The organism is Streptomyces sp. NBC_01142 (genome assembly GCF_026341125.1).
GTDB lineage: Bacteria > Actinomycetota > Actinomycetes > Streptomycetales > Streptomycetaceae > Streptomyces.
In genome coordinates, this window is sequence record NZ_JAPEOR010000003.1 from 1,594,829 (window position 1) to 1,616,456 (window position 21,628).

22 protein-coding genes are annotated in these 21,628 nt (G+C 70.3%); 10 read left to right on the forward strand and 12 right to left on the reverse strand.

From position 1 onward, the window contains the following. Nucleotides 1-52: 52 nt before the first annotated feature. From OG883_RS41400 to OG883_RS41415, 4 genes are all read right to left on the reverse strand, one after another. Nucleotides 53-892: an endonuclease/exonuclease/phosphatase gene (locus tag OG883_RS41400; RefSeq protein WP_266552609.1), complete on the reverse strand. Its 840-nt coding sequence runs from the start codon at nt 890-892 to the stop codon at nt 53-55. A gap of 226 nt (nt 893-1,118) precedes the next feature. Then, complete coding sequence (locus OG883_RS41405; protein WP_266552611.1) at nt 1,119-2,246, reverse strand: hypothetical protein; 1,128 nt, start codon at nt 2,244-2,246, stop codon at nt 1,119-1,121. Between the two features lie 52 nt (nt 2,247-2,298). Continuing rightward, nucleotides 2,299-3,171 carry a TauD/TfdA family dioxygenase gene (locus tag OG883_RS41410; protein WP_266552614.1) on the reverse strand — a complete coding sequence of 291 codons (873 nt, stop codon included), beginning with the start codon at nt 3,169-3,171 and terminating at the stop codon, nt 2,299-2,301. A 33-nt stretch (nt 3,172-3,204) separates the two neighbouring features. Further along, a complete protein-coding gene (locus OG883_RS41415; protein ID WP_266552617.1) occupies nt 3,205-4,083 on the reverse strand; it encodes an amino acid--tRNA ligase-related protein in 879 nt (292 codons plus the stop codon). 505 nt (nt 4,084-4,588) lie between these two features. Between OG883_RS41415 and OG883_RS41420 the strand changes: the two genes are divergently transcribed. The 10 genes from OG883_RS41420 (at nt 4,589) to OG883_RS41465 (ending at nt 13,987) form a co-directional block, all read left to right on the forward strand. Continuing rightward, nucleotides 4,589-4,801, forward strand: a complete 213-nt coding sequence (locus OG883_RS41420) for a hypothetical protein (protein ID WP_266552619.1) — start codon at nt 4,589-4,591, stop codon at nt 4,799-4,801. A 134-nt stretch (nt 4,802-4,935) separates the two neighbouring features. Further along, the gene (locus OG883_RS41425) at nt 4,936-5,979 is read left to right on the forward strand and encodes a fatty acid desaturase (protein ID WP_266552621.1); all 1,044 of its coding nucleotides are present in this window, start codon (nt 4,936-4,938) and stop codon (nt 5,977-5,979) included. A 112-nt stretch (nt 5,980-6,091) separates the two neighbouring features. Next, nucleotides 6,092-7,234, forward strand: a complete 1,143-nt coding sequence (locus OG883_RS41430; RefSeq protein ID WP_266552623.1) for an inosamine-phosphate amidinotransferase 1 — start codon at nt 6,092-6,094, stop codon at nt 7,232-7,234. A gap of 70 nt (nt 7,235-7,304) precedes the next feature. After that, nucleotides 7,305-8,627, forward strand: a complete 1,323-nt coding sequence (locus OG883_RS41435; protein ID WP_266552625.1) for a cupin domain-containing protein — start codon at nt 7,305-7,307, stop codon at nt 8,625-8,627. Further along, nucleotides 8,624-9,454 carry a DUF3865 domain-containing protein gene (locus tag OG883_RS41440; protein WP_266552627.1) on the forward strand — a complete coding sequence of 277 codons (831 nt, stop codon included), beginning with the start codon at nt 8,624-8,626 and terminating at the stop codon, nt 9,452-9,454. The genes OG883_RS41435 and OG883_RS41440 overlap by 4 nt, the downstream gene beginning before the upstream one ends. Beyond that, nucleotides 9,454-9,885: a GFA family protein gene (locus tag OG883_RS41445; protein ID WP_266552629.1), complete on the forward strand. Its 432-nt coding sequence runs from the start codon at nt 9,454-9,456 to the stop codon at nt 9,883-9,885. The genes OG883_RS41440 and OG883_RS41445 overlap by 1 nt, the downstream gene beginning before the upstream one ends. Nucleotides 9,886-10,015: 130 nt before the next feature. Continuing rightward, a complete protein-coding gene (locus tag OG883_RS41450; RefSeq protein ID WP_266552631.1) occupies nt 10,016-10,882 on the forward strand; it encodes a dimethylarginine dimethylaminohydrolase family protein in 867 nt (288 codons plus the stop codon). Between the two features lie 68 nt (nt 10,883-10,950). Further along, nucleotides 10,951-12,228: a cation:proton antiporter gene (locus tag OG883_RS41455; protein WP_266552633.1), complete on the forward strand. Its 1,278-nt coding sequence runs from the start codon at nt 10,951-10,953 to the stop codon at nt 12,226-12,228. Beyond that, nucleotides 12,225-12,803, forward strand: a complete 579-nt coding sequence (locus OG883_RS41460) for a nitroreductase (RefSeq protein WP_266552636.1) — start codon at nt 12,225-12,227, stop codon at nt 12,801-12,803. The genes OG883_RS41455 and OG883_RS41460 overlap by 4 nt, the downstream gene beginning before the upstream one ends. A gap of 77 nt (nt 12,804-12,880) precedes the next feature. After that, nucleotides 12,881-13,987 carry a class I SAM-dependent methyltransferase gene (locus OG883_RS41465; RefSeq protein WP_266552638.1) on the forward strand — a complete coding sequence of 369 codons (1,107 nt, stop codon included), beginning with the start codon at nt 12,881-12,883 and terminating at the stop codon, nt 13,985-13,987. An 88-nt stretch (nt 13,988-14,075) separates the two neighbouring features. Here OG883_RS41465 and OG883_RS41470 read toward each other — a convergent pair whose 3' ends face one another. The 8 genes from OG883_RS41470 to OG883_RS41505 form a co-directional block, all read right to left on the reverse strand. After that, on the reverse strand, nt 14,076-15,395 hold the full coding sequence (locus tag OG883_RS41470) for a helix-turn-helix transcriptional regulator (RefSeq protein WP_266552641.1): 1,320 nt from the start codon (nt 15,393-15,395) through the stop codon (nt 14,076-14,078). Between the two features lie 45 nt (nt 15,396-15,440). Next, nucleotides 15,441-16,328 (reverse strand): endonuclease/exonuclease/phosphatase family protein, encoded by an 888-nt coding sequence (locus tag OG883_RS41475; RefSeq protein ID WP_266552644.1) that lies wholly within the window; start codon nt 16,326-16,328, stop codon nt 15,441-15,443. A 676-nt stretch (nt 16,329-17,004) separates the two neighbouring features. Beyond that, the gene (locus OG883_RS41480) at nt 17,005-17,640 is read right to left on the reverse strand and encodes a hypothetical protein (protein ID WP_266552647.1); all 636 of its coding nucleotides are present in this window, start codon (nt 17,638-17,640) and stop codon (nt 17,005-17,007) included. Next, entirely contained in the window at nt 17,637-18,131 is a 495-nt protein-coding gene (locus OG883_RS41485) for a sigma-70 family RNA polymerase sigma factor (RefSeq protein ID WP_266552650.1), read from the reverse strand. The genes OG883_RS41480 and OG883_RS41485 overlap by 4 nt, the downstream gene beginning before the upstream one ends. A 105-nt stretch (nt 18,132-18,236) precedes the next feature. Further along, entirely contained in the window at nt 18,237-19,472 is a 1,236-nt protein-coding gene (locus tag OG883_RS41490; RefSeq protein ID WP_266552653.1) for a cytochrome P450, read from the reverse strand. Continuing rightward, nucleotides 19,469-20,719, reverse strand: a complete 1,251-nt coding sequence (locus OG883_RS41495; RefSeq protein WP_266552655.1) for a cytochrome P450 — start codon at nt 20,717-20,719, stop codon at nt 19,469-19,471. The genes OG883_RS41490 and OG883_RS41495 overlap by 4 nt, the downstream gene beginning before the upstream one ends. Continuing rightward, nucleotides 20,716-21,315 (reverse strand): ATP/GTP-binding protein, encoded by a 600-nt coding sequence (locus tag OG883_RS41500; protein WP_266552658.1) that lies wholly within the window; start codon nt 21,313-21,315, stop codon nt 20,716-20,718. The genes OG883_RS41495 and OG883_RS41500 overlap by 4 nt, the downstream gene beginning before the upstream one ends. Beyond that, complete coding sequence (locus OG883_RS41505) at nt 21,296-21,622, reverse strand: DUF742 domain-containing protein (protein ID WP_266552661.1); 327 nt, start codon at nt 21,620-21,622, stop codon at nt 21,296-21,298. Before OG883_RS41505 ends, OG883_RS41500 begins: the two co-directional genes overlap by 20 nt. Between the last annotated feature and the right edge of the window lie 6 nt (nt 21,623-21,628).

Here is a 21,628-nt window from a genome sequence, read left to right on the forward strand (position 1 = left end):
TGTTCCGGCCCCTTGCCTCGGGTGGCCCGGCGGCACAGCGGTCGTTCGGCCGTCACATGCGGGCGATGTCAAGGGTGACGATGACCGGGAGATGATCGCTCAGCTGCTGGGTGGTGGCGTCGTCGAGCACCTCGTAGGAGTGCAGAGCCGGGGCGAGTGCGGGGGAGAGCAGGACATGGTCCGCTCGGTGGTCCCAATTCTGTTCCGGGTTCATGTGCCCCGCTGTGCGGGGGATGGGCTGCTCGAGCTGAACGGGTGGGTCGACGAAGCCGGCGTGCACGAGCGCGCGGATCGCCCGGCGGTCCGCGCCGCCGTAAGAGCCGTCGGGCAGCATCATGCGGTGCCCGGAGTGCTGGTGCGCGGGGATCAGGCCCCAGTCCTCCGGCTCTTCGTCGTCGGCACCGGGGGTGTTGAGATCTCCGGCCAGCAGGGTGCGTCCGCCGGCGTACTCGGTCACCCACTGGACTTCCGCCAGCCGGTCCTGTGGGCTGAACGGGTCGAGATGGGTGTGGACGAGCACGACCGGATCCTGGACCCCGGTGATGTGCAACCGGGTTCGCATGACGGTGTGGTGGAAGTTGCCGCATGCCACGTCGGGGGAGAACCCCAGGCACCGCACCCGTGGCCACCGGTAGAACGTCACGAGATGACACCCGTGGCTGCGTGACCGCGCGAGCAGAGGCTGCATCCCCAACCGCTCTGCGGTCGCGTACACGCGTTCGGAATCCTTCTGGTCCCAGTGTTTGGCCTCCTGAACGTTCAGCACGTCCAGGTTCAGGCCACCCAGAAGGCGAACTTGGTCCTCCCAGCGCTCCTGGCCGCCGTTGAGGAGGGTGTAGCTGCCCACACGCAGCTGCCGGTCCGTCGGTACGAGGAGTGGTGTGTCAGTCATACGGTTCGCTTCTCACTTTTCGATACACGTTGTTGGATCATGCGGATGCCTTCGGCGGGGGCCAGAGTTCAGGGAAGGGCTGGGCAGGACAGCCAGCCCACCTGCTGTCCGTACGTGCATTTGTCTCTCGGTCGTCGTGAGCGCATGGCTGGGGTGGCAGCGGCGCTGAGCGCGCTGCCTTGAACACGGGTCGGGCCGGGTCAGGACGCGGGGCGGTCCCGGTCGGTCAGGGGGCTAGGACGGTGAAGGCGACGGAGGGGAAGCGGCGCCCGTTGACCTGGAGGGCGATCGAGTACGCGCCGGGCGTCAGCTTCGCGTTGGCTGTCGAGCGCAGAACGTGGTCCTTGGCGATCGGCAGCTCGCTTTCGGGTTCGGCGGTGCCGCGCAGCAGGAAGTACACCTTCTCGCGTGGCTTGCCGGTCGGTGTCATCGACGAGATCACGAACATCACGTGCACCGGGACGGGCGCCGTGGTGGTGAGCGCGGCGGAGTAGCTGAGCGTGTCGCCGTCGGTGAGTTCGGTGCGCTTCAGGGTGAGGGGCGTGAGCTCGACCGGTGCGTCGTGGGCGTAGCCGAGGAAGGCGTAGGCGGCCGGCCATCCCTTCTTCAGCCTGCTCCGTAGAGCCTGGCGGGCGATGAAAGTGAAGTGCTTGTCGGCAGCGAGGCCGGAGTCTTTCCAGCGCTGAAGGGTGCCCAGCACCAAATCCGGCTGCGTAACGGACAGGTCGTGGAGGTGGTTGGCGACCGACGTGCGGACGTAGGTGCTGGAGTCGCCGTAGAGCTGTTCGAGCACGGGCAGCCCCACGTCAGCCGGCAGGGAGATACGTGGGGCACAGGGCAGCAGCGGACGGGTGGCTTCGCTCGCGAGCCTCCGGGTCCGATGGTCGGCGTCGCGGGCCCAGGCCTCGATGGCCTTCATCGTCTCCTCGGGAAAGTCGTTGAGGAAGCCCCGCACGGCGACCTCTGCCGAGAAGTACCGGGTGAGGCGCGCGAGAGCGGCCAGAGCCTGGTCCAGGTACTCGCCGGTGCGAAGGTAGCGAGCCACGAAGTCGGAGTGGGGCGAGTAGATGTGCAGGCCGAAGTCGTTCAACACGCCGGCCGCTTCGGGGGTCGGCGGCAGTGAGCGCAGCAGCACATCGAGGGCCTCGGGGCCGGTGACCGGAAGGTAGGTGTGCAGTCCCTCGCTGGTGCGGGCGATCCGGGCTCCCAACTCCAGCCGAGGAAGGTCGGCCGTCACCGACTGCACGAAGCCGTCAGCGTCGAAGTCGGCGCAGACGCTGTGGACTTCGCGACCGATGCGGGCGATGCGGTCGGCGTTGAGGGCGGTCTCTTTGAGGGGAACCTTCACGGTCATGGGCAAACCCTAGGGGTGTTGGCAGGTGCGGACCTCGTGATCTGGCCGCAGGTCATCCAGCGGTGTGACGTGGGGCCGCGGGCTGCCGGACAGCGGCGCGGTACAGCAGCCGACGGTGGCGGGAGCTGTCGCAGGGAGAGGCAGTGTGGAGGGTGGCGAGGTTGTCCCACACGACCAGGTCGCCTTGGCTCCAGCGGTGGCTGTAGACGTACGGCGGGCTGGTCGTGTGCTCCAGCAGCTCGTCGAGCAGAGCGCGGCTCTCCTTCTCGGCGAGTGTGGTGATGCCGCTGATCACCATGGAGCCGAGCAGCAGCGATTGGGCGCCGGTGACCGGGTGGGTCAGGACGAGCGGGTGCTCAACCTCCGGGTGGCCGGCCAGGTTCCCGGCCGCGATCGACGACTGGCCGCCGCTGGCCTGGCTCTGCAGGGCACCGAGTTGCTCGATGGAGTGCACCGCGCGCACCCCCTCGATCCGCTGCCGCATCGCCGGGTGAAGGCCGGCGTAGGCGCGGGTCGCATCGGCGAAACGGGTCTCGCCGCCCTGCGCGGGGGTGATGACCGAGTAGAGCATCGTCGCCGACATGAGCTGGGGCTTGAAGCTGTTGTCGGCGTGCCACTCCTCCTCGTTGTCCCCGTCGTAGATGCCGATGTGCTCGCCGTCCTCGACGATGTTGCTGATGACGGTCAGGCCGGGGAAGCCGCCGACGGCATATCGGCGGTCGACGCTGGTGTCCACCGTCCCGAAGCAGGAGGCGACGGTCAGGAGATCGGCGTGGGTCAGGTGCTGGCGGGGCACGATCAGCAGCCGGTGCTGGTGAAGGGCCGCCGCCAGCTGGGGCGCGAGGTTTTCGACGCCAATCGCGAGGTTGCAGTCGACGACGGCACCGAAGCCGCTCTCGTCGAGCGGGCGCAGCGACAGGGACATCGCGGCTCCTTTCCGGTCGGTGAATCTCGACGGTCAGAACTGGGGCGACTGCTGGAAGACGGTGATGTCCTTGACGTCGGAGGCGGCCATGCACAGCCGCTCGATGCCGATGCCGAGTCCGACGCTGCCGGCTGGCACGCGCCCGGCGTCGATCGCCTCCCAGGCCAGGGCCTGCTCGTCGTCGTACAGGTCCACCGCGCGGGCCCGTTCGACGAACGCGGTTCGGTCGGGCTCGTCCTCGTACCCGTGGACGACCTCGATGCCGTCGACCAGGAGCTCGAAGCGGTTGAGGACTGCGGTTGTGCCGGGCGTGAGGCGGGCGCACGGCTCGTCCCCGCCGACCGGGTACTCGGTCAGGAAGAGCGCTGCGCCGGTGCTCTGGGTCTCCAGTTCGCGCTCCACGTACTGCCCGAGCACCGCCTTGAACGGCACGTCCGCGCTCATGCCCAGGTGGGCGGCCATCCGCGTAGGGAGGTCGCCGAGGGGTTCGCGGTGCAGGTCGATGCCGAACTGGTCGCCGATATGGCCGGCGACGGAGACCCGCTGGGGGGTGTACGGGATGTGCGGGCCGATCAGCTTCTCGGCGAGCGCCAGGAGGAAGTCGAAGTCCTCGTCGGCGGCGTAGAGGTCGAGCATCTGGAATTCGGTCGCGTGCAGCTCGTCCGGCTTCTCGGGCCGGAAGCACGCGCCGATCTCGAAGACCCGCCGGTGGTGTTCCAGGTTCACGCGCAGGGCCGGACCGATCATCGCCCGCAGGAACCGCCCGCCGTCATGGTCCACCGGCAGACGGCGCCCCGGGCCGAGGTCGGCTCTCCGCATCGTCGGGGTGCTCACCTCGACGAAGGTCTCCGCGCGGAGCGTGTCCCGCAGGCTGAACAGCAGGTTGGACTTCATGACGACGGGGTTGAGCACGGATGCTCCTCAAGGCCGGTGTTTCCGGGTGAAGTTGAAGGGAAGCCGGGTCTACGGCGATCTCATGTGTGGCTTCCTCGGCGGGGCCACAAAGTAGCCGCGCCCACACGAGCAGCAGAAGCCCTCCCACCGGCCCCGCCGGGTCCAATGGGCCTGATTTGGCTCCCATTCAGGACCAGACTTCGGCGTTTTCGCAGCTCAACCAGGGTGTGCGCGCAACGGGCACGCAACGGTCCCGTGCAACCGGCGCAACGCGCAGAGCCGTTGCGGCCCTCTTCGGCCTAGCCCTAGCGTGACTGGCCAAGCGCCTGGCGTGACCGCGCCACGCAACGCTCCTCCACGGATGGACAGGACGTGCTCCGGCGCGGCCTTCTCCACCGGCGTGCGCCCGCGCCACGGCGTGCCGAGCCGATGGTTCAGCACCTCACCGGACCCGCGGCCCGGCAGTTCAACAGCCCGATCACCCGGACTCGCGGATCACCCGCGACCGAAGAGGGAGAACTCGATGACCGCTACCGCCGGAATGACCCCGGACACCGGCCTGAAGGCCGGCATGCGCCCGGACGCCGCCGACCTGAAGCTCGGGATGCGCCCCGACGCCCCCAGCCTGAAGGCCGGCATGCGCCCGGACGCCCCCGTGCTGAAGCTCGGGATGCGCCCCGACGCCGCCGACCTGAAGGCCGGCATGCGCCCGGACAGCGCCCTCGTCGCCGCCTGACCTGCGGCTGAACCACCCTGCGTCGTGCTCCGGCGCGCCTGCCCAACGGCGGGTCGCCAGTGCTGCTGCCCGCCCGCGGGGGCGCGCCGGAGCCCGGCCCACTCCCATCCGCACCGCATCGACTGGAGAACCTGATGGGCAGCCCCGCCGTCGGCAGGACCCGCAACGGCACCGGAGCCTCCGGCCCTGTGCGCAAGGCCCTCGGGCAGCAGCTCATCGCCGACCTGGAGAAGCTCTGCGGACGCCCGACCATCGGCCTGTGGGACGTCGTCTGGGACCTCATGGCGATCGCCGCCGCGGCGATCGCTGGCCACCTCATCGGTCACGTCGTCGGCCCTCTGCTCGCCGTCTGCTACATCGGGGTGCGCCAGCGCCACCTGTCCAACCTCGGGCACGAGTGCGTGCACTCCAAACTCATGGCCACCCGCCGCGCCAACCGGATCATCGGCTACCTCCTGACCGGCCTGCTCGGCGAGGGCTTCGAGCCCTACCGCAGCAGCCACTACGTCCACCACGCCAAGCTCGGCTGTGACGACGACCCGATGTTCCAGTCCTACCGCGCCGGCAACATCCGCGCCGCGGGCCAGGCGCCCAGCCGCCGCTCCTTCGTCCTGCGGGTCATCGTGCGCAACGCCCTGTGGCGACTGCCGAAGACCGCGGTGCTGACCCTGGTTACCCGCGCACCGGGGGAGACCTGGCGGGCCCTCGCCACCCGGGCCGTGCTGTGGGCGAGCGTTGTCGCCGTGCTGTGGCCCGTGGGCGGCGTGCCGTACCTCCTGTTCTACTGGCTGCTCCCCCTCGTCTTGGTGCGGCCCGTCGTCACCTGGATCACCGATCTGGGCAACCACGCCGGATTGATCGAGAACGACGACGTCCTCCTCCAGACCCGCGGGTGGACCTCCCACTGGCTCACCCGGCACCTGCTCGGCGGCCACCTCGACGACATGTTCCACCCCGTCCACCACTGGTGCCCGCAGATCCCCTGGCGGCGCCTGCCCGAGGCCCGCGCCCTCACCGCGCAGCACCTACCGCGCTTCGGTGAAGTTCCCTGGTGCTCCGGCTACTTCTTCCGCCGGCGCTCCACTGCCGACCAGCCGTGCGTGATCGAGGACATCATCGCCCGGCTCGCCGCCCCCGACGCCGCCCGCACCCCGCACCGGCACGCCTCGGCCGCCTGACCTCGCCCCGAATCCGCCCACCGAACCCCGTACCGCACCGCCCCTCCCGGCGCGCACCCGCGCGCCGGAGGCAGGGGCGTGCCGTCGCCCGCCGCCGAGGAGGCGGCCCACCATGCCCCAGCCCGCGCCTGCCCCGCCGGCCCTGAACAGCTTCGACGAGTTCACCCGGCTCGACGAAGTCGTCCTCGGACGTGCCGATCACTACGACGCCCACCACACCGATACCTCGTGGCGACTGTTCTTCTACGACAACGTCGCCCCCGTCCTCGGCCGGCACACCAGCCCGTCGGGGGAGGAGCTCCTGCCGATCCCCGCACAGCTGGTCGACGAGCTCAACGAGGACATCGCCGGCCTGGCCGACGCCCTGACCGGATGCGGGGTGAAGGTCCTGCGGCCCGCGGCACCGGGCAAGGACGTCGACATCCGCTCCCCGCACTGGGACGCGAGGGCCACCCCGCCGCTCAACGTCCGCGATCAGACCATCATCCTCGGCAACACCATCGTGGAGACCCCACCCCACGTCCGCGCCCGCATCTTCGAGAACGACCTGCTCAAGCCGGCCTTCTACCGCTACTACGAGGCCGGAGCGAACTGGCTGAGCATGCCGCGGCCCGCCCTGGCCCGCGAGTCCCTGGACGCCGGCTACTTCACCCGCCAGGACCTGGACGTCAGCCGCGCCACCGACGGTGAGACGGCCGGCGTGATCGAGGGCCTGGGGCTGGAGATGGTCTTCGACGGCGCGCAGTGCATGCGCCTGGGCCGCGACGTCCTGGTCAATGTCGCCAACCACAACCACGAACTCGCCCTGCGCTGGCTCCGGGACAACCTGCGCGACCTGCGGTTCCACCGCCTGGACGCCATGGCCGACAACCACATCGACAGCGTCCTGGTCCCGCTGCGGCCCGGCCTGATGCTGCTGCGCTCCCCGGCCTACCTGAAGTACCTGCCCAAGGACATGCAGTCCTGGGACGTGATCTACGCCCCCGAGACCGACGACGGCAACTTCCCGGACTACAGCGACCTCGGCTTCGTCATCCCCATCGGCAGCCGGTACATGGACATCAACCTCCTGTCCATCGACGAGAACACCGTCGTCGTCAACTCTCTCTACCCGGAGTTGATCGAGGTCCTGGAGTCCCGCGGGTTCACCGTCGTCCCGGTCCGCCACCGCCACCGGCGCCTGTTCGGCGGCGGCTTCCACTGCTTCACCCTCGACACCGTCCGCCGCGGCGGCCCCGAGGACTACCTCAGCTGACCCCGGCGCCCCACCACCGCGCCCCGTCTCCCCCGATCACGGCAGCCCGACCCGACGTCAGGAGATCTTGATGGACACCGCCTACCCCTGGCCGCCCGACCAGGCCTTCTGGACCGGCACCTTCCCCGGCGACACCACCGGGCGGACCACGCCCTTCCTGTTCAAGGGCATCATCCCCGCCACCGCGGCCGGCCCGGACGACGTCCTGGCCGGGTTCGAGGCCATCCGCCGGGCCCACAATGCCGGCACCGACATCAAGGCGCACGCGCGCGTCTACGTCGGCGAGGCCCGCCGCGACGACCTCCTGCTCCCGGCGCTGACTGCCCCGTCCTGGAGCGGGGGTGTGGACGCCTTCGTGCCGTGGATGCAGGATCTCGCGGGCGCCGAGCGGTTTTCCCTGGTCATCAACAACCTGGAGACCGTCAACCCCGCCCTCGCCGCCGGCCTCGGCACCTTCCTCAAGAGCCTCATCGACGGGTGGGGCCTGCCGCTGGGAGGCGCCGAACAGGTCGCGTTCGCCGGCAACTACAGCGGGACCGCGTTCGGGATCCACGAGGGCTACGAGGACGCCTTCCTCGTCCACCTCGGCCCCAACGCCAAGAACTTCTACTGCTGGCCCGCTGAGCAGTACGAGAAGCTCACCGGCGGAAAGCAGCCCACCTACGGCGACTACCGCGCGCTGCTGGAGGAGGCCGAGCACTTCCTGCTGGAGCCGGGCGACGCCCTGTTCCTGCCTCGCCGGGTCTTCCACGTCGGCACCCAGGACACCTTCTCCGTCTCGGTGGCCATGCCGCTGTACACCTACCCGTACGCGCAGATCCTGCAGAGCCGCATCATCCCGGACGTCCTCGCCGAACTGGGCGGTGACGGGCCCGACGACCCGCTCAACGAGCCCTCCGCGATGGCAGACGCGGCCGCCGGGCCCGGCGCCGTCGCCGACCGGCTGGCCGGCGTCGGCCGCGAACTCCTGACCGTCGCCGCCGACCGCGTCCGCGGCGCGGCCCGCCAGCACGCCGAACAGCGGTGGGCCACGCTCCTCAGCAACGGCGGCTGGGAACTCGTCGAGGGCGACCTCGCCCGCCAGGAGGCCGCGGACGCCTTCGACCCCGAGCAGGTGACGCCGGGCGCCGAGATCACCCTGATCGCCCCGTACCAGGTGACCACCCTCAACGGCGACGACGACACCCACCAGGTCCTGCTGCGCGGCCACCAGCCGGGCGTCGCCCTCGACGTCGCGGCCCTGGACCGGGACACCGTCACCGCCCTCAACGACGGCGACACCATCGTCCTGCCCGACAACCCGGAACTCCTCGCGGCCTTCCGCGCCCTGGGAGCCACCGGTGGCCTGCACCTGACCCCCCGCCCCGCCGACACCAAGGACGCCGACGCATGACCCCCGACAACAGCCTCATCCAGGCCTACCTGAAGGCCCACCCCGAGACGCAGAGCGCCGTCAACGGCACCCTGCTGGGCAAGTTCACCTCCGGCAACGCCCTGGTCACCGCGCACCTGGCCCCGATGGTCGACTGGGCGTACGAGCGGATCGCCGAGAAGGTCGGCGCCGCCGACCTCAACGAGCGCCAGGCCCGGATGTACATCGAGGAGCTCTCGGTGTTCGCCCGCTACAACGCCCAGTTCCTCAAGGCGGCCGCCACCGGCGTGGAGGGGTTCTGCCCCGAGCTCGCGCACGAGCTGCGTCGCAACCACCTGGAGGAGGGCGGTGAGCGCGGCAAGGTGCCCGCGCACTACGTCCTCTACACCAACGCGCTCCTGTCCGACCTCGGCCTGCTCGTCAACGGCCACGTGCCCGCCCGCGAGACCGAGACGCTGGTCAACCTCCACCAGTGGATGGTCGGCTCGCACATGCCCAGCTTCATCGCCGGCGCCTACTACGCGACCGAGGCCGTGGCGATCGCCGAGACCGAGATCCTGCGCGACATCACCAACCGCTACGGCGAGCTGACCATCCAGCGCAGCGGCAGCGAGCTGAAGAACCTGCACTACTACTACGAGCTCCACCTCGACGAGGGGCACGAGGCCGCCCAGGTCGGCGGCATGAGCGTCGAGGCCGCCCACATCGAGGGCCTGGCCAGGTTCATCAAGGAGAGTGAACTCTTCCACATCGACCTGTCCCAGGCCCTCGGCGGCTGGCTGACGATCACCGAAGGGATGACACACTGGTGGGCTCAACTCGCCCACCGCGCCTCGGAGATGAACTGATGAACGCCACCCCCGACATCGTCGCCGCAGCCCAGGAGCGCTCCGGTGGATGCCTGTGCGGACAGATCCGCTTCACCGTCAAGGGCGAGGCCGTCTACCCGCACACCTGCAGCTGCCCGCACTGCAAAAAGCTCGGCGGCGGCCCGATGATGTGGTGGGTCGGCTTCGCCCCCGAGGACGTCACCTGGACCAACGGCGCCGAGCCGAACTGGTTCACCACGTTCGAGGGCGAGGCCCAGCGCGGCTTCTGCCCGAACTGCGGCAGCCGCCTCGCGGCGATCGACAAGGACGTCCCCGAACTCGGCATCGTCGTCACGGCCCTGGACGACACCAGCGGAGCCGACCTCGTCCCCGTCAACCAGTCTTTCCGCGACGACGCCGTGCACTGGCTGCCCCAGGTCCCCGACACCCAGAACAGCCCCGTCGGCTGACACCCGCGAGACCTCCGGGGCCGGCAGCCCTGACCTGCCGGCCCCCGGACCCCGCACCCTCCTGGGACCGTCTGCGCCGCGTCCGGCTCGCCGTCCGACCCGTCCCGCACCCCGCCCAGGAGAACCCATCGTGCTCACCCCGCACGCCACCAGCGAGTACGGCGCCCTGCGCCACGTCGCCATGCGCTACGCCGGCGACGTCACCCCCGACCTCGACGGCCCCGACATCCACCCCGTCCTGACCCGCCAGAAGAGCACCAGCTCCTGGAAGCCGTACGACCCGTCCACCGTCCGCACCCAGCAGGACACCCTGATCGACCTGCTGCGCAGCCGCGGCACCACGGTGACCCTCCTCGACGCCGCGCCGGGCTGTCCGGTCCAGCACTACCCCCGCGACATCGCCTTCGTCATCGACCACGTCCTCGTCATGGCGCGCCTGAACTCCGCGCACCGCCTCCCCGAAGCCGACGCGCTCACCCCGCTCCTGACCGACGCCCCGCACGTAGCCCACTTGGACGAGGGCACCGCCGAGGGCGGTGACGTCATCCTTCACACCGGCACCGTCCTGGTCGGCCTCGGCGAGGAGACGTCCCCCGCGGGCGTGGGGGCGCTGCAGCGGGCGCTGGCTCACCACGGCGTCGACCGCGAGGTCCGCCCGGTCCACTTCGCCGTCGACGGCATCGTTCACCTGGACGACCACTTCACGATCGTCGCGCCCGGCACCGCGCTCATCCACCGCGGCGTCTTCCCGCCCGCCGAATTGCGCTGGTTCGAGCGGCACTTCGACCTCATCGACGTCACCGACGAGGAGGCGCGGGCTGTCCAGGCCAACGTCCTGGCGATCGCGCCGGACACCGTGATCCTCGCCGCCGGCAGCGACCGCATCGCCGCACAGCTCGCCGCACGCGGACTCGAGGTCCTCACCGTCGACTACTCCGAGGTCACCCGGATCCCCGGCTCGCTGCGCTGCACCACCCTGCCGCTGACCCGCGCCTGATCCACCCGCGCCCCGCCCGGCCGCCGCGCCGCCGTGTGCTCATCCGCCGCCCGACTCCTGGAGCTGCCGTGTCCGACCCGCTGCAGTCCTTGCTCCTCGCCGTCCCGGTCGTGGTCCTCGCCTGCCAGGCCGGCGGGCGGGCCGTCAGGCTGGTCGGCCAGCCGCCGGTCATCGGCGAGATCCTGGCCGGGATCCTGCTCGGCCCCTCGCTGCTCGGCTGGCTCGCCCCCGGCATCCAGCACCACCTCCTGCCGCCCTCGGCCCTGCCCATCACCTCCGCCCTGGGCAACCTCGGCCTCCTGACGTTCCTCTTCCTGATCGGCCTGGAACTCGACCTCCGCAGCCTGGGCACCACCCGAGGCGCCGTGGCCGCCGTCAGCCTCACCGGAGTCCTGCTCCCCTTGGCCCTCGGCGCCGCACTGGCCCTCGCCCTCTACCCGCACTTCGCCCCCGACGGCATCGGCCGCCTGCCGTTCACCCTGTTCGTCGCCGTCGCCCTGAGCATCACCGCCTTCCCGGTCCTCGCACGGATCCTCGCCGACCGCGGCCTGGAGACCACGCCCCTGGGCACCTTCGCCCTGGCCTGCGCCGCCACCGACGACGCCCTCGCCTGGTGCCTGCTCACCGCCGCCGTCGCCCTGGCCACCTCCGGCACCGCCCTGTCGGCCCTGACCACCCTCGCCCTGACCGCCGCCTTCGCCGCCTGCCTCACCTTCGTCCTGCGCCCACTGCTCCGCGTCCTGCTCGAGCGCGCCAGCCGAACCTCCGACGACCTCGTCCTGGCCCTCCTCTTCGCCGGGCTTTGCTTCAGCGCCTACACCACCGACCAGATCGGCGTGCACCCCGCCTTCGGCGCCTTCCTGTTCGGCGCCGCCGCTCCCCGCGGCCTTCCGGCCGTCGAACGCAGCGCCGCGCGCATCCGCGCCGTCGTCCTGCCGCTCCTGCTGCCGCTGTTCTTCGTCGACACCGGCCTGCACACCGATTTCTCCACGCTGCCGGCCGGACAGTGGGGCTGGGGAGCAGCGATCCTGGCCGTCGCCGTCGTCGGCAAGTGGGGCGGCGCGGCCGGCGCAGCCAGGCTCACCGGCTCCGACTGGCGCTGGTCGGCCGCCGTCGGCACGCTCATGAACTGCCGCGGCCTGACCGAACTCGTCGTCCTCGGCATCGGCCTCCAGACCGGCGTCATCACCGAGCCCCTGTTCACTCTCCTGGTGGTCATGACCGTCATCACCACCGCGGCCACCGCACCGATACTCAGGCGCGTGGCCGGCGACGACCCAAGGATGACCCCGCCGGCACCGCACGACGATCCGGAGCGCGATACCGCCCGAGAGGTCACCCGATGACCCCGGCCCCGAACCCGGTTCTGGACGCGGTCCTCAGCCGGCGCAGCGCCCCCCGCCTGACCGAGCCCGCACCCGGCCGCGAAGAACTGGAGCGCCTCGTCCAAGCCGCGGCCACTGCCCCCGACCATGGACGACTGCGGCCCTGGCGGCTGGTCGCAGTGTCCGGGGACGAACGGGCCCGACTCGGCGATGTGCTCGGCGAAGCCGCCACCTCGCCGGAGCAGGCCCGGCGCGCCGCCACGAAGCCCCTGCGCGCCCCGCTGCTCCTGTCGATCGTGCACAGCCCCGTACCCGACCACTCGAAGATTCCCGAGTGGGAGCAACTGGCCGCCACAACCGGCATGGTCACCACACTCTCCCTGCTCCTGCACAGCCACGGCTGGGCATCGATCTGGCGCACCGGTCAAGCCGTCCAAGCACCCCGAGTACGCAAGTACCTCGGTGTCGCCGAAAGGGAGCAGCTGCTGGGCTGGCTGTACGTAGGCACTCGTTGCACGTCCAGAACCTCCCCTGAACGGCAGCCGTTCGACACCACCACCAAGATCACCTGGCCGCTCGGCGGCGCTGGCGTCTGAAGCCGCCGCCCGTCCGCAGTCACCCAGAACAGGCCGAACAGCCGACCCACCCCGAGGACCACCGCGAAAGGCGAGACATGCGCAGCATCCAGGAGATCGAGACACGCGGGCACTCCCTTCGCGTGTGCGTGGACCCGGAGCCCGAGCAAGAAGGCCGCCCCACCCTGTGGCCGAGCGTCGGGGAGTACCCCATCTACGACCCGTTCCTCTACACGACCATGACCACCGATGACGAACGCAACAAGCGTTTCCGAGCGGCCCTGTCCCAACTGGCGCCGGACAAGCGCATCCTGGACATCGGGACCGGACAAGACCTTCTCTGGGCGCGTGAAGGTCTGCAGGCGGGAGCCCGGCACGCCCTGGCCCTCGAGGTCATCGAGGACGCGTTCCATAAGGCGGCCGCAAACCTGCCGTCCTTCGACCCACAGGACCGGATCACGCTTCTGCTCGGCCAGTCGACCCACCTTCAGTTCGCACCCAGAGCCGATGTCTGCGTCGCGGAGATCATCGGATCCCTGGCCGGAGCCGAAGGCGCGGCAGCCGTCCTGACCGACGCACGCAACCGCCACCTGGAGCCCGGGGGACTGGTGGTGCCCCACCGTGCGGTGACCCTGGCCGCAGCGGTCCGCCTGGCCGACCTGCTCCCCGAGCAGCCCGTAGCGTTCGCCGAGGCCTCTGTCCCGTACCTGCGCAGCATCTTCGACTGGCACGGCGCGCCCTTCGACGTGCGACTCCGGGTCGAAAACCCATCCGCCAGCGCGCTGCTCTCCGAGGGCGCGCCCGTCGAGGTACTCGACTTCAACGGCGATCTGCAGACGGAGCAGCGCACGACAACGCGCATAGCCATCACGCGGCCCGGTCACATGGACGGCGTACTCACCTGGCTCAACCTCTGGTGCCTGCCGGACGAAGCGCCACTTGACGCCCTACACATGAAGACGAACTGGGCCACCATCTACCTGCCGCTCTTCGACAACCCCGTGCCGGTCGCGGCCGGAGACGTCCTGGAGCTCACCTTCGCGGCCACCCTCAGCGACGACGGCGTTCATCCGGACTATCACCTCAGCGCCGACCTGCACACCGCCGACGGGCAACAGCACCACGCCACCCTGGCATCCCCGCACCACGGTGGCTCCTTTAGGGCCCACCCGATCTACCAGGCCCTCTTCCCACAAGCTGATTAGGCGTGTTCCAGGACGGCTTCGGGCCACGACAAGGCGGCCTCTGGCCCTGGCCCGCGGGCGGGTCCCCAGCCGGCGCGTGCCGCGGGGGTCAGAAGCCGCGCAGCGGCTCGCCTGCATTGAGGTGGTCGAGGCGTTCGGAGAGCCGGCGGCTCATCAGGTGCTGGGATGCCTGGGAGGCACGCTTCGCCACAGCAGCGTGCTCGGCCGAGTCACCGCGCAGCCTCGCCAGTTCGGCCTCGGTGATCAGAAGTTCTACCGTGTCACGCGTTCGGTCCGACGGAAGGGCTGATGCCTCCTTCAGGGCCTGCGCTCCCTGCTCCGCCAGCCCGGCCACGGCGAACGCCCACGCGGCCTGCCCCTCCAACTCACGGAGGTCGAACCACTCAAGCCAGGCCGGGCCGGCGCTGCTCTGCGCACGGGCGAAGAACGCGCGGGCCCGCTTCACCGCTGTCATGACCTGGTCCGGCTTTCCGTTCAGCGCCCATGATCGAGCTTCGGTCACGCACGCGTAAGCCCTGACGAGGGGAGGTGTCCCCTCGGCCGCCAGCACAGCACTGCGCGCGTGAGCGAGCACATCCGCCCGGCCGCCCTGCGTCGCCGCCAGTCGGACTTGGTGGATGTGGACCCGGGTGATGCGGGCGCGGTCACCGATCGCCTGGGCCAGCCGCATCGCCTGAAGGTCGTAGCGCTGTGCCAGGCCAGGGAGCTGGTCGTCGTAAGCCATCGAGGCCATCGCGAGGACCGCGTCCACCACACTGCCGTACAACCGCCGGCCTGTACGGGCGGAGAACGTGCCGCTCAGCATCGGGGTGGCGTGGGTGTCCATCAGCGAGGCGAAGACGCCACGGTACTTCCCCCCACCGTGCTGGGCGTCCAACCTCCCGTAGATGCGCGTGTGCTCGTCGATCAGGTCGATGTCGACCGCAGTGACCTTGTAGGGTCCTCCTCTCCCACCGATGTCGGCGTCGGCAGGCATGACGAGCGCCTCGCGCGAGGCAGGTCCGAACACGCTCGCCGAGAACGCACTCTTGACGACGTCGCGTCGGCGCATGGCGTCCAGCGCCCACAGCCTCGCCAGCATGCGAACGGCATGGGCGACATTCCGGTACTCCAGTGACTGCGCGGCCACCTGCGCGGTGTCCGACAACCAGCCCAAGCTCTCGGGCATCACGTGCCGGTGGAGCGCCGCAGACAGGACGTGGCACGCCGCTGCCGCGAGTTCCGCGCTCGGGACGGCACCCTTGCACCAACGGGAGACGGTGCTGGGGCTGACGGTGTGGGGCAGACCCACCGCCTGGCACCGCTCGCCGATCCGGCGGGCGAAGCCACTGATAGACCAGCGCAAGTACTCCAGGTGCTTGCGTAACACCTCGTTGGGACGGTGATGCTTCGCCGTCGAGCCCGTCATCACGCATCACCTCTCATTCGTTCCAGGAGTCGCGGGCAGGCGGCGCTAGCCCATGCGCGCGGGCGGCCTCTGGGTGCGTGGTCGCCGTTGCCACTGCCCGTGCGCAAGGCGTCCGGTGAGCAGAAGCGGGGCGTCCGGACCGTTTGGAAGGCCGGTCTCTCGAGTCACCTCCTTCGGAAGGCAGGGCCAGGGTGGGCCGACAGCGTCGTAGCTGTCGGCCGCGCCGTGTGCGAGCAGTCCCCCTGGCTCACCGGTGGCGGCCTGTTCGAGGATGGCGGCGAGTCGGTCTCCGTCGAGGAACAGGCGCAGGATGTGGTGATCGGAGAGGTCTTCATCGACCTCGATCACCTCGAATCCGGTCACAGCGGGGAGTAGCTCGGGTGTGAGGTACACGCGGTCGATCCGGCTGTCGGGCCCGTGCGTGTCGCAGGCGTTCACGGTGCGGGAGACCGCCGTCGGGTCACCGTTCGGGGCAGCCGCCCAGTAACGGGCCGCGTCCTCGAGCCCCGCCGTGCGCAGTGCGTCATCGGGGCGGATGTCCGGCACTCGGGCGCCGCCCGGGCCGGGGTAGGAGCGGTGGAGGCGGTGCGGAACGTTCTTGATGGCCTGCAGTTCCGGCAGCGCCGGGTCCCCGGGCCCTCCCGGCGCCGGGTACGAGTTGTTGTCCCCGGCGAAGATCGCGGGAAGCGTGACGCGGGTGCCGTCGGGTGTGGTCCACCCTTTGTCGGCCCAGGTGGTCAGCCACTCGGCTTCCAGCAGACGCTGGGTGGGACTGGCGTAGTTGAGGTGGTAGGAGACCGCGACGAAGGGAAGTGCGTCGGGGCCGGCTTCCTCGTAGCGAAGAGTGAGGGCGGTGGGCGGCAGCACCCAATGGGGGCCCCGGCTCTGCGTCCAGTCCCGGACGACGGAGAACCGCTTCGGGTTGATAAACACGGCGGTGCAGGAGTCGGCGCCGAGTTCGCCGTGCTACCGAGCGCACGGGCCTGCGCGTTGAAGACTGTGCGGCCGTTGTCGCCGGCGTCCCAGAGTTCCTGGCGGAAGACGAGGTCGGGGTTGAGCGATTTCCGGGCGTAACCGTGAGGGCCTCGTCGAGCATCGCCGCATCGGTGTAGCCGGCGCCGGGCGGGGTGTGCCAGTGCAGGTCGGTGCCGACGGTGACATGGGCGGCGGGAATCGTGAGGCGGGTACCGGGTCGCAGAAGACGTATCCCGTGACGGGCCCACGGCCCGGGCCGGACGGTGTCCGGGTCGAGCAGGATGTGCCAGCTACCGCTGTACGGGTCGGCGAGAACCGGTCCTCGCGCGCCGGCGGCCTGCAGTGCGGCGATCAGCGGGGGTGCGAGGGTGGCCGGGAGCCGTACGGCAACGAAGTGCTCGCCACACCCCCAGGTACGCAGGCCGCCGGACGGCGGGACCCAGGACGGCAGGGTGAGGGACGGCGGTTCGTACGGGGAGGACGTGAGGCGCATGGAAGTGTCCTTGTCGGTTCGGGACGGCAGGAGCGCAACAGCGCAAGGAAGATCTACGACCCCCGTGGTCGAGGAGACCGACAGTGGTGGTCGGCACCCAGGACGCGTGCTCGGCTGTGGCCGAGACGAGGTGGGGCGTCCTCATGGCGCCCTGACCGCTACCGACGCGCCTGCGTACGGATCGGAGATCGCCGCGGACAGCGCGGGCCTGGCCTCGGCGCGCAGCCGCAGACGGACCCGCTCGCCGGTCGGGCTCAGCCCGACCGGCGAGCGGGTCTCCCACCCGAGGTCGCGCAGGTACTTCAGCAGCCACTGGCTCGCTTCGTCGACGGGTCCGGCGTTGAACGGCACCTCGCACCAGACCCACATCAGCCGGCTGCTGGCCGCGTGGTCGGCGAGCCACAGGGTGAGCAGCCGTCCGACCTGGTTCGACCCGACTGTCGAGGGGTCGAGGGAGACCAGAAGTCCCGGATCGCGGCCGTCGGCGCCCCAGTGCCGCATATCCGGATCCCTGTGCAGGACGAGAGCGCCGACGAGGATGCCGTCCTCGTACAGCCCCAGGGCACCGGGCTCCCGGAGAAGGTCCCTCGTGCGGTCGGCGGAGACTGCGATGCCCTGACCAGCGAGCAGGCGGGCGCGGTCTTCCGCCAGGGCCGAGGCTTCGGCGCGAGCGGCGTCGGTGTCGATCGGCAGCATCTCGTACACGGGCGCGGTCGGCCGGCCGTCCGTCGGCGGCTGCCGCCGGTCGCCGTCGTTGAAGCTGCTCTGACTGCTCATCGGACGGGCTCTGCCGTGGCTGTTGCTGCGGTCGCGGGCTGAGAGTTCGAGGCGTCGCCAAGGAGGCCCCACGCGTGTGCCAGGCCCACCAAGTGGGCCGCGCTGCGGGCGCTCGCCTTAGCCACGACGGCGTCTATCTCGGCGCGTACGTCGTCAGCTGGCACACCGATGGCATTCCCGATGTCCGCGTTGCGGGTGTGCTCGGCGATGGCCCGTATGGCGGTCATCTCATGGTTGGTGAAGGCCGGAACCGGCCCGCTGCTGGCCGGCGGGGGGACCTCCCGGGCGGTGAGGAGGGTGTGGACGAGGACGGCGCGCGAAGATCCCGGACAGCCCATCTTCTTGCGGACCGCACTGAGGTGGCTGGCCACGCCGTCCACGGACAGGCAGACCTGGCCGGCGATCGCCTGGTTGGTCACGCCGTAGACGAATCGCGCGGCAGCGCGGCGCTGGTCAGCGGTGAGGGTCGTGGTGCGTAGGGCGGTGGTCATGTGGAGTCCTGGGTCGGCGATGGTGTGATGAGGTTGCGGGGTGGTCGAGGTGCGTCGGCAAAGACGGCGGGGGTGCTGTCTCCGCCGACGCGTGAGTGTGCCGCGCTACGCGGCGGCGTGCAGCACGACGGGCAGCGTGGTGACATCGTTGCCGATGAAGGAGTGCTGCGGCTCGAGGTCCTCGCCATTGCGGGCCAGGGAGATCTGGGGGAACCGCTCGAACAGGGCCGGGAGCGCGACTTCGGCTTCGAGCTTGGCCAGCGGGGCGCCCAGGCAGTAGTGGATGCCGTGGCCGAAGGCCATGTGGTCTTTGTCCTCCCGGTCGATCCGGAAGGCCTCGGGGTCCTGGTGGGTCCCCGGGTCGCGGCCGTGTGCACCGAAGCCAACGATGATCGCGTCGCCTTCCTTGATGACGACGCCCTCACCGAGGTCGATGTCCTTCGTGGCGTACCGCAGGGGCAGGTACATGATCGGCGGGTGCAGCCGGAGGGCTTCCTCGATCACGTCGCGCCAGCGCGTCGGGTCGGCCAGTACCGTGGCCAGCTGGTCAGGGTGGGTGAGGAGTTCGCGGACGGCGGCGTTGATGAGGGCGACGGCGGTTTCGCTGCCGGCGCCGATCATCAGGATCAGGGTGGAGATCAGCTCGGTGTGGCTGAGCCGGTCGCCGTCTTCCTCGTGGGCGGCCAGCAGCAGGCTGGTCATGTCCTCGCCCGGGGCGGTCCGCTTGACGTCGATGAGCCGCTGCATCGCCTGGCCGAGGTCGCGCTTGGTGGCTTCGGCCTCCTCCGCGGTGACGTCCGTGGCGAGAACGGAGTCGATCACGCGGAGCATCTCGGGCCGCTGGTCGGCGGGAACTCCGAACAGGTCGCAGATCAGGCGCGTGGGTACCCGGTAGGAGAAGTGGGCCCGCAGGTCGAGGGGCGCGGTGCGGTCCTGGCGCTCCATGGCATCCAGGAGGTCGGTGACGATGGCTTGGAGGACCGGGCGCATCGCTTCGACCCGCCCGGGGGTGAAGGCGCGGCTGACCAGCTGGCGCAGGCGTTTGTGGTCGTCGCCGTCGGAGGTGAACATGCTGACGACGTCGACCCAGGCGTACAGCCACGGTATGGAGCCGGGGGTGTGTGACGGCCAGGACTTGCGAGCGTCCTTGGACATGTGGGGATGGGTGAGGAGCCGCTTGCCGACGTCTCCGCGGGTGACCGCCCATGCGATGACGTCTTCCGGCATACGGACCCGGACGGCCGGGCCGGCCGTCCGGAATTCGTCCGCCTGGGCGAACAGGCGCCGGCCGCCGCTGCTGTCGAGGATCACGGGCGCGGTCTGGGCGGGGGTGCTGGTCACGAAGAGCCTCCTGCGAGTGCGTTGACGGGAAGGCGGTCTGGGGACTTGGGGCGGAACCGGACGGGCAGCGTCTGCGGACACTGGTGGAAAGGGCCGTGACGCAGAAGGGGTTTTGGGCCGGGGCTGGTCAGCTCCATGTCCCAGAGCTGGTCCAGGACGGTCTCGACGCCGGTCTGCACGATCGTGGTGGCCTGGGAGATCGCGGGGCAGCGGTGCGGGCCGGCCGACCAGGCGAGGTGGCTGCGGTTGTCGTAGCCGAGGTCCTTCGGCAGTGCCGGATCCGTGTTTGCGGCGGCGTGGGAGATGAGGACCGGAACCCCGGCCGGCACGTACGCGCTGTGGAGGTAGGTGTCGTAGCGGGCGTAGTGGACGGAGAAGTTCGCCATCGGCGCGCGTTCCCACAGTGCCTTCTCCAGGGCGCGGCGCACGGTGAGGGTTCCGGCGGCGAGGTCCCCGGCGTACTCGTCGTCACGCAGGAGCAGGTACAGGGTCCAGGCGGTGCAGGCGGCGACGGGGATGATGCCGGCGCCGACGGCGCAGAAGAGCTGGTTGGTTGCCTCCTGGTCCGTGAGTTCGGCGGCGTGGTTGATCATCCAGGAGGTGAGGTCCTGGCCGGGCTGGGCGCGGCGGAGCTGGATGAGCTCGAAGAGGAGCCCCGCGAAGTCGGCTGCGCCCTTGGCGGCTTCGGGACCGGCGCTGATGAGGTCCTGGCAGGCGCGCACCATGCGGCTGGTCTTCTCGGGTGGGCATCCGAGGAGTTCGGCGAATACCAGCATGGGCAGGATGTCGGCGAAGTCGCTCATCAGGTCGGCCCGACCTTGGCCGATGATGCGGGCGATCAGGGTCAGGGCGCTGCGCTGGGTGATCTCCCTCAGCCGGTGAGGGCTGATGCGGGCGATGCAGTTGTCCATCGCCCAGCGCAGGCGGGCGTGTTCCTGTCCGTCGGTGTAGAGGACGGAGGGGCGCCAGGCCATCATGCCCAGCACCGGGCTGTCCTCGGGGATGTCGCCGTTGGCCAGGGCGGCCCAGCGGCGGGAGTCCTTGGAGTAAGTGCTCGTGTCGTTCAGAAGGGTGATAGCGGCGCGGTGCTGGGTGACGACCAGAGCGTGGACCCCGGGCGCGATCTCGGCCCAGCCGGCCGGGCCCTGGGCGCGCAGTTGCTCGTAGACGGCTTGGGGCTGGGTGGCGAAGGCGGCCCCGTGCAGCATGGGGCAGCCGCTTACGGAGAGCGGGGGCGGCGTGGTCACGAGGCGGGCTCCAGGCTGGGACGGGACAGCAGATGGGAGACGAGCGCGATCAGCGGGGTCTTCGCCGACTCCTTCTGCCGTACGTCGCATTCGACGAGGGGAGTGGAGGGGTGCAGGTCCAGGGCCTTGCGCAGCTCGGATTCGCTGTAGTGAGGGGAGGACGCGAAGGTGTTGACCGCGACCACGTAGGGCAGGTCGGCCTCTTCCATGCGACCCATGGCGTCCCAGGACTCGGTGATGCGCGCAGTGTCGACCAGGACCACGCCGCCGAGTGCGCCCTGCATCAGCTCGTCGATCATGTAGTCGAACCTCGGCTGGCCGGGGCCGCCGAACATGTAGAGCACGATGTCGTCGGTCAGGGTGAGGCGGCCGAAGTCGAGCGCGACCGTGGTGGTGTGCTTGTCCGACAACCCCCGCAGTGTGTCCACGACTTCGCTGGCCTTCGTCATGCGTTCTTCGGTCGATGTGGGCCTGATCTCGGAGACCGCGCCGACGAACGTGGTCTTGCCGACGGCGAACGGTCCGAGCGCAACGATCTTCACCGAGTGGCTGACACCGGGCGCCAGGTAGTTCCCCTCAGAGGTTGCTGAGCGCATCGCGAATCCTCTCCAGCAGCTGTCTGTCGTGCTGCTGAGCGGCGGGCACAGGGTCACGGCTGATGAGATGGCTGCTGTCGACGAGCGAGGCGACCAGCACCTTCGTCACGGCGGCCGGGAGCTGCAGGTCGGCGCTGACCTCGGCGAGCGACAGCACGCCGGGCAGGCAGTGCTGCATTAGCCGGCGAGAGTGGGCGTCCAGGCCGTGCAGCGGTTTGGCCGGGTCGGCGATCAGGAGAGTGGCCAGGTCCAGGGTGCGGCGAGTGGGCGCGGCCCTTCCCCCGGTCGGGGTGTAGGGCCGCACCATCCCGGC